This window comes from Streptomyces sp. AV19 (assembly GCF_015999245.1).
GTDB lineage: Bacteria > Actinomycetota > Actinomycetes > Streptomycetales > Streptomycetaceae > Streptomyces.
In genome coordinates this window covers 510,979-523,975 of the sequence record NZ_JAEAMR010000022.1, presented here as the reverse complement: position 1 = coordinate 523,975, position 12,997 = coordinate 510,979, and the positions used below count along the sequence as shown (strand labels likewise).

Annotated in this window: 12 protein-coding genes; 9 read left to right on the top strand and 3 right to left on the bottom strand. The window is 69.9% G+C overall.

Annotated elements, in window-relative coordinates; translation table 11 throughout:
• Positions 1-307: 307 nt before the first annotated feature.
• From I5Q34_RS30490 to I5Q34_RS30450, 9 genes are all read left to right on the top strand, one after another.
• Positions 308-1,063 carry a helix-turn-helix transcriptional regulator gene (locus I5Q34_RS30490; RefSeq protein WP_199895681.1) on the top strand — a complete coding sequence of 252 codons (756 nt, stop codon included), beginning with the start codon at positions 308-310 and terminating at the stop codon, positions 1,061-1,063.
• Positions 1,060-1,266 carry a DUF397 domain-containing protein gene (locus I5Q34_RS30485; protein WP_199895680.1) on the top strand — a complete coding sequence of 69 codons (207 nt, stop codon included), beginning with the start codon at positions 1,060-1,062 and terminating at the stop codon, positions 1,264-1,266. Before I5Q34_RS30490 ends, I5Q34_RS30485 begins: the two co-directional genes overlap by 4 nt.
• 1,266 nt (positions 1,267-2,532) lie before the next feature.
• Positions 2,533-3,438, top strand: a complete 906-nt coding sequence (locus tag I5Q34_RS30480) for an aromatic prenyltransferase (RefSeq protein WP_199895679.1) — start codon at positions 2,533-2,535, stop codon at positions 3,436-3,438.
• A gap of 313 nt (positions 3,439-3,751) precedes the next feature.
• The gene (gene mvk, locus I5Q34_RS30475) at positions 3,752-4,768 is read left to right on the top strand and encodes a mevalonate kinase (RefSeq protein ID WP_234429701.1); all 1,017 of its coding nucleotides are present in this window, start codon (positions 3,752-3,754) and stop codon (positions 4,766-4,768) included.
• Positions 4,758-5,780, top strand: a complete 1,023-nt coding sequence (gene mvaD / locus I5Q34_RS30470; protein WP_199895677.1) for a diphosphomevalonate decarboxylase — start codon at positions 4,758-4,760, stop codon at positions 5,778-5,780. Before mvk ends, mvaD begins: the two co-directional genes overlap by 11 nt.
• A complete protein-coding gene (locus I5Q34_RS30465) occupies positions 5,777-6,871 on the top strand; it encodes a phosphomevalonate kinase (RefSeq protein WP_199895676.1) in 1,095 nt (364 codons plus the stop codon). The genes mvaD and I5Q34_RS30465 overlap by 4 nt, the downstream gene beginning before the upstream one ends.
• Positions 6,872-6,879: 8 nt before the next feature.
• Positions 6,880-7,971, top strand: a complete 1,092-nt coding sequence (gene fni / locus I5Q34_RS30460) for a type 2 isopentenyl-diphosphate Delta-isomerase (RefSeq protein WP_199896054.1) — start codon at positions 6,880-6,882, stop codon at positions 7,969-7,971.
• Positions 7,968-9,029 carry a hydroxymethylglutaryl-CoA reductase gene (locus tag I5Q34_RS30455; RefSeq protein WP_199895675.1) on the top strand — a complete coding sequence of 354 codons (1,062 nt, stop codon included), beginning with the start codon at positions 7,968-7,970 and terminating at the stop codon, positions 9,027-9,029. The genes fni and I5Q34_RS30455 overlap by 4 nt, the downstream gene beginning before the upstream one ends.
• Before the next feature lie 2 nt (positions 9,030-9,031).
• Positions 9,032-10,207 carry a hydroxymethylglutaryl-CoA synthase gene (locus I5Q34_RS30450; protein WP_199895674.1) on the top strand — a complete coding sequence of 392 codons (1,176 nt, stop codon included), beginning with the start codon at positions 9,032-9,034 and terminating at the stop codon, positions 10,205-10,207.
• 571 nt (positions 10,208-10,778) lie between these two features.
• Here I5Q34_RS30450 and I5Q34_RS30445 read toward each other — a convergent pair.
• The 3 genes from I5Q34_RS30445 to I5Q34_RS30435 form a co-directional block, all read right to left on the bottom strand.
• A complete protein-coding gene (locus I5Q34_RS30445) occupies positions 10,779-10,961 on the bottom strand; it encodes a hypothetical protein (RefSeq protein WP_199895673.1) in 183 nt (60 codons plus the stop codon).
• Positions 10,958-11,590, bottom strand: a complete 633-nt coding sequence (locus tag I5Q34_RS30440) for a hypothetical protein (protein ID WP_199895672.1) — start codon at positions 11,588-11,590, stop codon at positions 10,958-10,960. Before I5Q34_RS30440 ends, I5Q34_RS30445 begins: the two co-directional genes overlap by 4 nt.
• A gap of 91 nt (positions 11,591-11,681) precedes the next feature.
• The gene (locus I5Q34_RS30435) at positions 11,682-12,866 is read right to left on the bottom strand and encodes a phage tail sheath subtilisin-like domain-containing protein (protein WP_199895671.1); all 1,185 of its coding nucleotides are present in this window, start codon (positions 12,864-12,866) and stop codon (positions 11,682-11,684) included.
• Between the last annotated feature and the right edge of the window lie 131 nt (positions 12,867-12,997).

The following is a 12,997-nucleotide window of genomic DNA, read 5'->3' as shown; positions in this document are numbered from 1 at the left end:
TCGGCCGGTGCCCGCGCGACACTGGTCGCCGACGGGCCGGCCGTACGTCGTTGAGGTCGTACGACCTCGTACGACCTCGTACGCGGAGTGCGTCGGGCGCCAACTCCGCCGTCGGGGCTGGGCTCTTCATGCGCACGGTTCGTTTCGTGTTGGTTCCGGTTACGGGCGTCGTTGTGTGGCGGTAGCGTGACCGGAAGTAACGGCCGCAGAGAGCCGTGTCTCCACGGGAGGGCGTACGACCGTGCCCGCGCCAAAGCGGATCGAACCGACGAATCTGAACGAGTGGTACGGCATGTAGATCCGCGAGTTGCGCGAAGCGCGCGGGTGGACGCAGGCGGAGCTGGGGGCGAAGGTCATGCTCAGCGCCGGCCGGATCGCCCAGTTCGAGCGGGCGGAGGGCGTGCCGCCGAAGGACATCGCGAAGCTGCTTGACGAGGTTCTGGATTCGGGTGGTGTCTTCACGGAGATGCGTCCGTTTCTCCAGCGCAGTGCGTACGTGAAGCGGATCGAAGCTCTCTCCGACCTGGAGTCCGATGCACTGAAGATTCAGCAGTACGCGCTCCTCATCCCAGGCTTGTTCCAGACTCGGGAGTACGCGACGGCTCTGCTGAGTGCGGGCATTCCCCTCTATGGCGGTGATCTCGACGAGAAGGTCGCACTCCGCATGGGACGTCAGGCTGTCCTCGACAGTCCGAAGCGCCCATGGGTACGCGCCATCATCGACGAGTCGGCTCTCTACAAGGTCATCGGTGACACCGAGGTCATGCGGCGTCAGCTGTCACACCTCCTGGAGATGTGTGAGAGGCCGCGTGTAGGGGCCCAGGTGCTGCCACGTGACGGTTCTTCCCTGGTGGTCACGAGCCTTGCCCAGGCTGTCATCTGGATGTTTGAGGGCGGACGTACAGTCGTGGCCCAAGAGACCGCTGCCGATGGGTTGTTGATCGCCGAACCGGCCCAGGTGCCTCTGATCACCTCCATCTACGATCAGCTGGCAGCCGACTCGCTCTCGGCCGATGCATCAATCACTCTCATTCGTAAAGTGCTTGAGGAGCAATACTCATGAGTCCCATTGGCTCTGGCGTTCCTCACCTGGACTGGCACAAGAGCACCTATAGCCAGGGCCTTGAGCAATGCGTCGAGATCGCCGACAACATACCCAGCCGCATCCCCATACGTGACAGCAAACGTTCCCACATGATCACCGCCCAACCGGAATCCTGGGTTGCGTTCATTGCGGCTTTGCGTGCCAGCACCCTCTCCGGCTGACCGTCGGCCCCGGGCAGTCGCGTCAAACCGGCGGGCAGAGGCTGGGCTTGCTGGGTCAGCTGACGTGGAGAGTGTCGCGAGCGTGGGCGTCGGCCACGAAGGGCAGGGAGCGTGCCTTGAGTTCTTTGGCGCGGTGCAGGGGAGGTCGTGTCCCGCCGGGTGGTGTGGCCGTCGAGGTGCGGAAGCGGGCGATTTGGTTGTGTGTGGCGGCGTGGCTGTCAGGCCATCACGACCAGAATGCCCGCAATTCACAGGTCAACGACCGCACGGTCACCGCACCGCGCTCAGACCTCTGTCGCTGGGCATCCTGACCCGTAGGCCGCCCGCACGGACACTCCGCCACGTCACCACAGGGGCATGGCCCAAGGTCATCGCACGTCCTCTTGCGGAACGAGCTTCACTACTCGGAGAGTCGCGCGATGGTCGCCACTCGACGGTGCGCCATCGCGGGCGTCGGCAGTGGGGTTCCTGGCACTCGAGGCCCTTGAGCTGGCGCATGGTGCCGACGTGGAACTCCGCGTTGCACTCTGAGGCGTCCTCGGTGAGTTCGCCGACGGCTGCTGCCCCGTGGACCGCGCCCGTCGCCGCTGGCGACGATCTCCTCGCGTCAGGCCGTGAGGGCCGTGTGAGTCCCGCCGGTTCGTCGTTCCAGGACTCGCTGGTGATGAATTCCGGGATGGGGTGAGGTAGCCGCCCTTGGGGCTCACGACCGGCGGGGTGCGTGTGAGGGTCTCCCTCGTGTGTGGTGGCTGAGTGGGCTTTGAGAAGCGGGAACGGGCGCGCTCGGCGCCGGATCCGGCGTCCGCGATTCCGCTAGGAGTGGCCCACGTCACTGCGGACGGACCTTGGTGTGTGAGCACTGCGCGTGTCACTCTTTCTGCACGCCGACCCTGCCCAAAACCGCCGACCAGGCGGTTGCTTGAGTGACATGTCCGCCGGACCGGACCGTGCCCGATGCGGCAGCGGTTCTCCTGAAGCCCGTCAGCTTCTTCGGTGAGGCCGGTTCTGGCGAACGACGTGATCCGGTGGGGCAAGCCGTGTCGCGGCGTCTCACGGTCACCACCCTGTCTGCTTCACGCTGCGCGCCCCCCGAAGCGGCCGCAACCGCCCCGCCATGGCCAGTGGTTCCGGCATCCGCCCGGTCGTTCGGCCGGAGCGTGAATCCGCTGTCCGCTCGTTCTTGCACGGGCCGTTCTCCCCGTCCCGGGAGGGCGGCCCGTGGTGTGTCCTCGTCCAACTGACGTCAACTTGATAAGTGGAGGAAGAATGTCGGAAACCACCGGCATCGCGGAGTTCTACTCGGTCACCGAGAAGACCGCCCAGCTGATGGGCGTTCCCTGCGAGCGTGACACGGTGTGGCCCATCCTGGACGCGTACAAGGACGTGATGGCGCTTCCGACCGTCATCTCCTTCCGGACGCAGACCGGGCCGCGCGGTGCGGGAGACGTCGACTGCCGCTGGACGATGCTGCCCAAGGACGTCGACCCGTACGCCATCGCTCTGGAGAAGGGGCTCGTCGAGAAGACCGAGCACCCTGTGGGCAAGCTGCTGGAGGAGATCCACCAGGCGTTCCCCATCGGGGGTTACGGCTTCGACTACGGGGTCGTCGGCGGGTTCAAGAAGACCTGGACGTTCTTCCCGGCGCCCGAGCCGCAGCCGGCGGCCAAGCTCGTCGAGCTGCCGTCGATGCCGCGCAGTGTCGCCGACAACCTGGGCTTCTTCGAGAAGTACGGCCTGGAGGAGATCGTCAATACGATCGGCATCGACTACGCGAAGCGCACGGTGAACCTGTACTTCAACCCGCCGGAGCGGGAGTTCTTCTCGGCGGAGGGGATCCGGGCGGTTCTCCGCGACGCCGGGATGCCGGAGCCGAGCGAGGGGCTGCTGAAGTACTGCGAGCAGGCCTTCGGGATCTACACCACGCTGAGCTGGGATTCGTCGAAGATCGAGCGGGTCACCTTCGCCGTCAAGACGACGGATCCGCTGGGGCTGCCTGTTCAGGTCGACCCGGTGATCGAGAAGATCGTGAAGGAAGCTCCCTACACCGCCGGCGAGCAGTTCGTCTACGGCATCGCGGCGACGCCCAAGGGCGAGAACCACAAGATCCAGTCGTACTACCAGTGGCACACCCGGGTGGAGAGCCTGCTCACGCCGGTCGTCGACGCCGGTTGATGCCCCGTCCGCCGGTAGGGAACGAGCCGGTGCCGGCGGCCGTCGGACAGGTCCCGGATCCGCGAGGGCGCGCGAGGGCGGCAGCGCTCGGGCCGGGGCCTTTTTCGTCAACTCCGTAACTCCGTTATCGGGGCGTGAGCTTGAGGCGTCGTCCCACCGGCTGAGACGTCGTCCCACAGCTGAGACGTCGTCCCGCCGGCTGAGGCGCCGTCCCACCGGCTGAGGCACCGTCCCACCGGCGACCACCTCGAAACGGCGGTTTCCGTCGAGAACTCTGGATGAAGCGATCTCAATGCGTAAGAAACAAGGGGAGTTGAGTGAGTTGACTCTGCCGACCTCAGCGGAGGGGACATTGGAGGGCCGCCGGGCTCGCACGGTCGGTGTCGGCCGTGCCCACGCCAAGGCCATCGTGCTGGGGGAGCACGCGGTCGTCTACGGGGCTCCGGCGCTCGCTCTCCCGGTTCCGCAACTGTCGGTCACGGCAAGCGTCGGGTGGTCCTCCCACTCCCCTGACGACACGGGCGACGTGTCCCTCACGATGACCGGTTCCGCTTCGAGGCCGGAGGAGACGCAGGCGTCCGAGGGCCTGCGCCGGCTGACCGCCGAGTTCCGGGCGCTCATGGGGCTGACCGACAGTCTTCACCTCGACGTGATCCTCGACTGCGTGATCCCGGCCGGCCGGGGACTCGGTTCCAGCGCGGCGTGCGCCCGCGCGGTCGTCTTCGCCCTCGCCGACCTCTTCGACCGCGAAGTGACGCCGGGCACGGCGTTCGACCTGGTGCAGACGGCCGAGAACGTGGTGCACGGCCGGGCCAGCGGCGTCGACGCCCTGACCGTCGGCGCGTCCGCCCCGCTGCTGTTCCAGGCGGGCGAGGCCCGGGAACTGCCCATCGGCTGCGACGGTTCGTTCATCATCGCGGACAGCGGGGACGTGGGCAGGACCAAGGACGCGGTCGAGCTGCTGCGCGAGGGGTTCCGGAACCGGCCGGGAGCGCAGGAGGAATTCGTGCGCCGGGCGACGGAGTTGACCGAGGACGCCCGGCACGCGCTCGCCGGCGGCAGGCCGGAGGAGCTCGGCTCGCGGCTCACCGACTACCACGAGCTGCTCCGCGCGGCCGGCCTCAGCACCGAGCGGATCGACACGATGGTCGAGGCCGCGCTCGCCGCGGGCAGCCTCGGAGCCAAGATCACGGGTGGCGGCATGGGCGGCTGCATGATCACGCTGGCCCGGCCGGAGCAGGCGGGCGAGGTCACCCGGCGGCTGCGCGAAGCCGGCGCCGTGCAGACCTGGGTCGTACCGCTGAAGGGGCTGGCCGACGATGAGCGCTGACCACCGCAGTACGGCAGGAAGCGCCACCGCCGTCGCGCACCCGAACATCGCGCTGATCAAGTACTGGGGCAAGCGCGACGAGCAGCTCATCCTTCCCCGGACCGACAGCCTGTCGATGACCCTGGACATCTTCCCGACGACCACCCGCGTCCGGCTCGACCCCGAGGCCGAGCACGACGAGGTGACGCTCGACGGCGCGCCTCTGGAGGGGGAGGCGCGGCGACGCGTCGTCGCGTTCCTGGACCTGGTGCGGGAGCGGGCGGGGGTTTCCCGACGGGCCGTCGTGGAGACCGAGAACACCGTCCCCACCGGGGCGGGCCTGGCGTCGTCCGCGAGCGGGTTCGCCGCCCTCGCCGTCGCCTCCGCCGCCGCGTACGGGCTGGACGCCGACGCCACCGCGCTGTCACGGCTGGCCCGGCGCGGATCCGGGTCGGCGTCGCGGTCCGTCTTCGGCGACTTCGCGATCTGGCACGCGGGCGAGCCCGGGGCCGTGGACGCGGACCTCAGCTCGTACGCCGAGCCGGTGACCACCGGGGAGATCGACCCCGCGCTGGTCATCGCGGTGGTCAACGCGGGGCCCAAGGCCGTGTCCAGCCGCGAGGCCATGCGGCGGACGGTCGCCACCTCGCCGCTGTTCGAGCCGTGGGCCGCCTCCAGCAAGGACGACCTCGTCGAGATGCGGGAGGCGCTCCACCGGGGCGACCTCGACGCGGTGGGGGAGATCGCCGAACGCAACGCGCTCGGCATGCACGCGACGATGCTGGCCGCGCGCCCGGCGGTGCGCTACCTGTCGGCGCCGACGCTCACCGTGCTCGACAGCGTGCTCCAGCTCAGGCGGGACGGAGTGCCGGCCTACGCCACCATGGACGCCGGGCCGAACGTCAAGGTGCTCTGCCACCGCGCGGACGCGGACCGGGTGGCCGCGGTCGTGCGCGGTGCCGTCCAGGGGGGCGCGGTGCACGTCGCAGGACCCGGCCCGGGCGCCCGCCTCCTGCCCGGGGGAGGATCATGACGGTCGTCCGGCGCGCGCCGGGCAAACTGTTCGTCGCGGGCGAGTACGCGGTGGTGGAGCCGGGCAACCAGGCGATCCTGGTCGCGGTCGACCGGTACGTCACCGTCACCGTGTCCGAGCCCGGCGAAGCCGGCGTCGTGATCTCCTCCGACCTCGCCCCGCGACCGGTGCACCGGCAATGGCGCGACGGCCGGCTCGCCGCCTCCGACGAGGGAGGCGAACGAGCCGGACTGACGCACGTGCTGTCGGCGATCGAGACCGTGGGCCGGCTGCTGGCCGAACGCGGCCGTCCCGCGCCCGCGCTGAGCGTCTCGGTCAGCAGCGAACTGCACGACAACGGCACGAAGTTCGGGCTGGGGTCGAGCGGCGCGGTGACCGTGGCGACCGTCGCGGCGGTGGCGGCCTTCTGCGGCCTGGAGCTGTCGCCCGACGCCCGGTACCGCCTGGCCGTGCTCGCGACGGCGGAGACCGACGTCAAAGCCTCCGGCGGTGATCTCGCCGCCGGCACATGGGGCGGCTGGATCGCCTACCGGGCGCCCGACCGGGCCGCCGTGCTCGACCTGGCACGGCGCCGGGGCGTCGAGGAGGCGCTCGGCGCGCCCTGGCCGGGCTTCGAGGTGCGCCGGCTGCCGCCGCCCGACGGCCTCTCACTGGAGGTCGGCTGGACCGGAACGCCCGCCTCCACCACGTCCCTCGTGTCCGGCCTCCACCGGCGGACCTGGCGGGGCAGCGCGTCCCACCAGAGGTTCATGGAGACCAGCGCGGACTTCGTGCGCGCCGCGGTCTCCGCGTTCGAGCGGGGGGACCAGCACGACCTGATGCACCAGATCCGGCGCGCCCGGCGGGAGTTGGCGCGGCTGGACGACGAGGTCGGACTGGGCATCTTCACAACCGAGCTGACGGCGCTGTGCGATGCCGCCGAAGCCGTCGGCGGCGCGGCCAAGCCCTCGGGGGCAGGGGGCGGCGACTGCGGCATCGCCCTGCTCGACGCCGAGGCGTCGCAGGACATCACTCACGTACGGGAACGGTGGGCCATGGCGGGGGTTCGGCCCCTGCCGATCCGTCCCGCCCTGGAAGGGAACGAAGAATGACCGATCAGCTGATCGCCCAACGCAAGGACGACCACGTCAGGCTCGCCATCGAGCAGCAGCACCAGAGCAGTGGACGCAACCAGTTCGACGAGGTGACGTTCGTCCACCACGCCCTGGCCGGCACCGACCGGCCGGAGGTGTCGCTGGGCACGGCCTTCGCCGGTATCGGCTGGCAGGTGCCGCTGTACATCAACGCCATGACCGGCGGCAGCGTCAACACCGGTGTGATCAACCGGAATCTGGCCGTCGCCGCCCGCGAGACCGGTGTGCCCATCGCCTCGGGCTCCATGAGCGCGTACTTCAAGGACCCTTCGTGCGCCGGTACGTTCAGCGTGCTGCGCGAGGAGAACCCCGACGGGTTCGTCATGGCGAACGTCAACGCGACGGCGTCGGTCGAGAACGCGCGGCGGGCCGTCGACCTGCTGAAGGCCAACGCCCTGCAGATCCACATCAACACGGTGCAGGAAACGGTGATGCCGGAGGGCGACCGGTCCTTCGCGTCCTGGGTCCCGCAGATCGAGAAGATCGCGGCGGCCGTCGACGTCCCCGTGATCGTCAAGGAGGTCGGTTTCGGGCTGAGCCGTGAGACCGTCCTGCTGCTGGAGGAGCTGGGCGTGCGGGCCGCGGACGTCAGCGGCCGGGGCGGCACGGACTTCGCCCGCATCGAGAACGGCCGGCGCAGGCTCGGCGACTACGCCTACCTGGAGGGCTGGGGCCAGTCCGCCGTCGCCTGCCTCCTGGACGCGCAGGGCGCCGGTCTCCCGCTCCTCGCCTCCGGCGGCGTCCGCAACCCGCTCGACGTCGCCCGCGCGCTGGCGCTCGGCGCGAACGGCGTCGGCGCGTCCGGCGGATTCCTCCGCACCGTGCAGGACGAGGGCGTGGAGGCCCTGGTCGCCCAGCTGACGACGTGGCTCGACCAGCTGGCGGCCATCATGACCATGCTCGGCGCGCGCACCCCCGCCGACCTGACCCGCTGCGATCTGCTGATCAACGGCACCCTTCGCTCCTTCTGCACCGACCGGGGCATCGACACACGGCAGTTCGCCCAGCGTTCCCGCCGTGCCGGTGCCACCGACGAACTGACGGGAAACGCACGATGACCGAGGAACACGCGATAGCCGGGGTCCCCATGAAGTGGGTGGGGCCCCTGCGCATCTCGGGGAACGTCGCCACCACCGAGACCCACGTCCCGCTCGCCACCTACGAGTCGCCGCTGTGGCCCTCCGTGGGCCGCGGGGCGAAGGTCTCCATGCTGGCCGAGAAGGGCATCGTCGCCACGCTCGTCGACGAGCGGATGACCCGCTCGGTGCTCGTCGAGGCGGTGGACGCGCAGACCGCGTACACCGCCGCGCGGACCATCGACGCGCGGATCGACGAGCTTCGTGACGTGGTGCGCACCTGCAGCCGGTTCGCCGAGCTGATCGGCATCCGGCACGAGATCAACGCCAACCTGCTCTTCATCCGCTTCGAGTTCAGCACCGGCGACGCGTCCGGCCACAACATGGCGACGCTCGCGTCCGACGTGCTCCTGGGCCACCTGCTGGAGACCGTCCCGGGCATCTCCTACGGCTCGATCTCCGGGAACTACTGCACGGACAAGAAGGCCACCGCGATCAACGGCATCCTCGGCCGCGGCAAGAACGTGGTCACGGAACTGCTCGTGCCGCGCGACGTGGTCGACCGCGTCCTGCATACCACGGCCGCCAAGATCGTCGAGCTGAACATCCGCAAGAACATGCTCGGCACCCTGCTCGCCGGCGGCATCCGCTCGGCGAACGCCCACTTCGCGAACATGCTGCTCGGCTTCTACCTGGCGACGGGCCAGGACGCGGCCAACATCGTCGAAGGCTCGCAAGGCGTCGTCATGGCCGAGGACCGGGACGGCGACCTCTACTTCGCCTGCACGCTGCCCAACCTGATCGTGGGCACGGTGGGCAACGGCAAGGGGCTCGGGTTCGTGGAGACCAACCTGGCCCGGCTCGGCTGCCGCGAGGACCGTGCCCCCGGGGAGAACGCGCGCCGGCTCGCCGTCATCGCGGCGGCGACGGTGCTGTGCGGAGAGCTCTCGCTCCTCGCGGCGCAGACCAACCCGGGTGAACTCATGCGGGCCCACGTCCAGCTGGAGCGGGCCAACACGTCGGAAAAGGTGGGTGTTTAGGCATGGCCGGCGATTCCGCCATCGGTATTCACGATCTGTCGTTCGCGACGACCGGGTTCGTCCTGCCGCACACGGCACTCGCCGATCACAACGGCACCGAGATCGGCAAGTACCACCTGGGCATCGGCCAGCGGTCGATGAGCGTGCCCGCCGCCGACGAGGACATCGTGACCATGGGCGCGGCCGCGGCCGCGCCCATCATCGCCCGCCACGGCGCCGAGGGGATCCGGACGGTCGTCTTCGCGACGGAGTCCTCGATCGACCAGGCGAAGGCGGGGGGCGTATACGTCCATTCGCTGCTCGGGCTGCCGTCGGCCACCAGGGTCGTCGAGCTCAAGCAGGCCTGCTACGGGGCCACGGCGGCCCTGCAGTTCGCCATCGGCCTCGTGCACCGGAACCCCGAGCACCGCGTCCTCGTCATCGCGAGCGACGTCTCCAAGTACGACCTGGACAGCCCGGGCGAGGCGACCCAGGGCGCGGCGGCCGTGGCCATGCTGGTCGGTTCGGACCCCGCGCTGGTGCGCATCGAGGAGCCCTCGGGCCTGTTCACCGCCGACGTCATGGACTTCTGGCGGCCGAACTACCGTGACGCCGCACTGGTCGACGGACAGGAGTCCATCACCGCGTATCTGCAGGCGGTGCAGGGCACTTGGAAGGACTACGCGGAGCAGGGCGGCCGCGCCCTGGAGGAGTTCAGCGCGTTCTGCTATCACCAGCCGTTCACCAAGATGGCCTACAAGGCGCACCGCCATCTGCTGAACCTCTGCGGGCAGGACACCGACGAGGCGGCGGTCGCCCGTGCCATCGGGCAGACCACGTCCTACAACGCCGTCGTCGGCAACAGCTACACCGCGTCGGTGTACCTCGGCCTGGCCTCGCTGCTCGACCAGGCGGACGACATGACCGGCCAGTCCATCGGCTTCCTCAGCTACGGCTCCGGCAGCGTCGCGGAGTTCTTCGCCGGGACCGTCGTTCCCGGCTACCGGGAGCACCTGCGGACCGAGGCGCACCGCGAGGCGATCGACCGGCGGCAGCCGCTGGACTACGCCGGGTACCGCGAGCTGCATGAGCGGTCCTTCCCGACCGACGGCGGCGACTACCCGACCCCGTCGCAGACCACCGGCCCCTACCGGCTGGCCGGCCTCAGCGGCCACAAGCGCGTCTACGAGAGTCGCTAGACCGGCTGTAGCCGGCAGACCGGCTGGAGGCGGTAGAGGCGCTCTGCCGGCCACGGGTACGCGGGCATCCCCTCCCGGGCTGCCCGCGTACGGGTCGGCGCGGGCGGACGGATGCCGTGTCACGCCCCGCCGGCCGTGCCCGTGCGGCTCGTTCCGCCCGGGCACGGCCGCTCGCGGCCTGCCCGCACGGCTGCGCCGGCCTGCTGACGCAGACCGGCGGCAACGTTTCTTTTCCCCCTGCCTTTCCCCCCGCCTTCCCCCCCGCCCCGGCACGATGGTTTCTTGTGACGTGCGCGGGCGTGTTGTCGCTTTCACTCAAGTCCGGGCTGATTCATGCCCTGTTCACTCAGGCCCGGGTTCACTCAAGTCCGGGCGTGGGCCGCGTGCGCGGCCGCGCGGCCGGACGGATTCCCGGCCGGCACCGGCACCGGCCGCGGCGCCGGGACCGGTGCGAACTGCCCGTGAGGCAGTCCCGGACTCCCGCAGCCGGGACGCGATCCGGCGGACGTCCCGCCCACGCCGTCCCTCTTCCCCCTGTTCCCACCCGTCGAGCCCCCCGCGGGCCGACGGGTCAGTGCTGCCGTTGCAGAGCGATCTGCGTGAGTTCCTCTATGTCGAACTCCGAGCGGCCCGGCGTGCCGTAGCGGGTTATCTTCCCCCGGCTCACCCACTTACGAATGGTCGCCTCGGTCACGCCCGCGGCGAGGGCGGCCACATTCGTCGGCACGAGCCTGTGGCGCGGCGGCCTGTTCATGCGGCGTCCTTCCGTCGCCGGCCCATGAGATGCCGTAGGGTGAGCCATTCGCGTACCTCCCAGGAATGTCCTGACGAACAGCTGATGCTGTTCTTTCCCGCGTTCCCGCCACCGCTCCTCTGCGGCAAGGCGTTGATCGTCCCCGTGCAGTCGTCCACGACGCATTCCACGGCGGGCGCACGGCGATCACCGTGGTCGGGGTCGATGGTCCGGAGTAATTCACCGTGCAGGGTCTCGATCTCGGCCGCGAAGTCGGCAGCCGGATGCCGGGCGACGAGCCACTCCAGATGGCGCAGGAGAAAGCTCGCCAAGTGGTGGACGGAACGGGCCGGTACAGCGGTTCCGAGCTCATCCGCGACAAATCCGGACCAGGACTCCAGAATGGCGAGAACGTCGTTCCGGGCGTCCAGCGCGGACATGTTCAGGTGATCCCGCCTGCGGCTTCCGGAAACCTTCGTCCGGATCCGCTGCCGGGACACCGCGAGGACGTGGTGCAGGCATTCCTGGTGGAGATCGGGAAGCGCACGCAGTTGACGGTCCAACTGCCTGATGCACGCGGCACAGAGGACAGCTCCGGCGGCGGGGCGGATTTCCTCCGCATGGCTCCTGAGACACGAGTCAAATTCCATTGAGACTCCTCGGGGAGTTCCGGTGAAGGACGCTGATCCACCCTGGCGGGTGCGGGGTGTGGTGCATCTGGTGGATTTCCTCTTCCTTTCCTTATGCTTCGGTGTCCCCGAAGGTCTGCCGGATGCGGAAGGTGATGAACTCGGCCGGCCGCAGGGCGGCGAGGCCGGCGTCGAGGTGCAACGTGCCCCGCGCCATGTCCTCGGGGGAGTTGTTGCTCTCGTCGCAGACCAGGGAGAACGCCTGGTCCGCGGACCGGCCGAGCAGCGCCCCTTCGCGCCACAGACCGGTCAGGAACTCCGTTGCGGACTGACGGACCCTGGCCGCCAGCTGGACGTCGTCCGGCCCGGAGGCGGCCCACCGGGTTGCCTGTTCGAGCGACTCGCGCGCGTGGTTCACCAGGCGGCGCACGCCGATGTGCGTCCAGGCGGGATCGACGGACAGCGTGCGCGCACCTGCCACGCGGATGCCCTGTCCGGGGACGGACCGCAGGCAGTTCACCCCCGGGCCGCCGATCGCCTCCTGTTCGCCGTCGGACAGGTCCCTCTCGTGCTTCACCACGCCCAACAACGCGCCGACGGGCGCTCTGTGCACGCCCCGCTCGGCATCGGTGCGGCAGTAGAGCCCGGACACGTGCCCCGAGGCCGGCACCGGACGTTCGTCCCCGTCGGTCCCGGTCACGGTGATCCACGGGTAGTAGACGGCGGCGAACTGGGCGACGGGCTCCGGAAGTTCGAACAGCGCGTCCTTCACGTCGGCGGGGGCGAGCCCCTGCCGGGTGTGCAGCAGAGCGAACCGGTCGCCCAGGCGGCGGCAGTGCTCGGCGATCGACTCCGCGATCGCGTGCGCGTCGTCCTCCACCCGCCACAGGTCCGGCGCCACCACGAGGGTGATCCCCGGAACGTGCTCCAGCCCGGCGAGAGCGGAGCGGTAGGCGGCGACACGATCCCCGCCACCGGCCGTCCCGAGGATCCAGGCCCCGCCGCCGCCGTTGCGGAAGTGACCGAGAACGGCCTCGCGAACGAAGGACGGCGCTTTCCCGCCGGCCCCCACCGACACGAGGAACTCGGTGAATTCCCGCGGGCCGCGCACGAAAACCGGCTCGTCCGGCAGCCCCTGGACGTCGCCGACGAAAGCGGTCACCGACGCACGCGTGCCGTGCACGGCACGCGTTCCGCCGTCCGCTTCCCGGAGGTGGGTCCCGGGGACGCGGGTCTCGGGGACGCGGGGACGGGTGGCGGTGGTCGTGCGCGGTTCGTTCAACTGCCGTTGAGACATGTTGGATTCCTCGATCACGATGGGAGGGCGGTGCCGCGGCCTCGCAGCGGTTGCCGTCCGACGACGGGCTGGTGGACGCCGTTCACATGAGTCAGGCGGGTCAGGCGGGTCAGGCGGATCAGGAGGTCAGG

Excerpts from the sequence above, each read along its gene's own strand:
- I5Q34_RS30485 (WP_199895680.1), top strand. The coding sequence starts at position 1,060 with ATGAGTCCCATTGGCTCTGGCGTTCCTCACCTGGACTGGCACAAGAGC.
- I5Q34_RS30445 (WP_199895673.1), bottom strand. The coding sequence starts at position 10,961 with ATGAACAGGCCGCCGCGCCACAGGCTCGTGCCGACGAATGTGGCCGCC.
- I5Q34_RS30440 (WP_199895672.1), bottom strand. The coding sequence starts at position 11,590 with ATGGAATTTGACTCGTGTCTCAGGAGCCATGCGGAGGAAATCCGCCCC.
- I5Q34_RS30455 (WP_199895675.1), top strand. The coding sequence starts at position 7,968 with ATGACCGAGGAACACGCGATAGCCGGGGTCCCCATGAAGTGGGTGGGG.
- mvaD (WP_199895677.1), top strand. The coding sequence starts at position 4,758 with ATGAGCGCTGACCACCGCAGTACGGCAGGAAGCGCCACCGCCGTCGCG.
- I5Q34_RS30450 (WP_199895674.1), top strand. The coding sequence starts at position 9,032 with ATGGCCGGCGATTCCGCCATCGGTATTCACGATCTGTCGTTCGCGACG.
- I5Q34_RS30480 (WP_199895679.1), top strand. The coding sequence starts at position 2,533 with ATGTCGGAAACCACCGGCATCGCGGAGTTCTACTCGGTCACCGAGAAG.
- I5Q34_RS30435 (WP_199895671.1), bottom strand. The coding sequence starts at position 12,866 with ATGTCTCAACGGCAGTTGAACGAACCGCGCACGACCACCGCCACCCGT.
- I5Q34_RS30465 (WP_199895676.1), top strand. The coding sequence starts at position 5,777 with ATGACGGTCGTCCGGCGCGCGCCGGGCAAACTGTTCGTCGCGGGCGAG.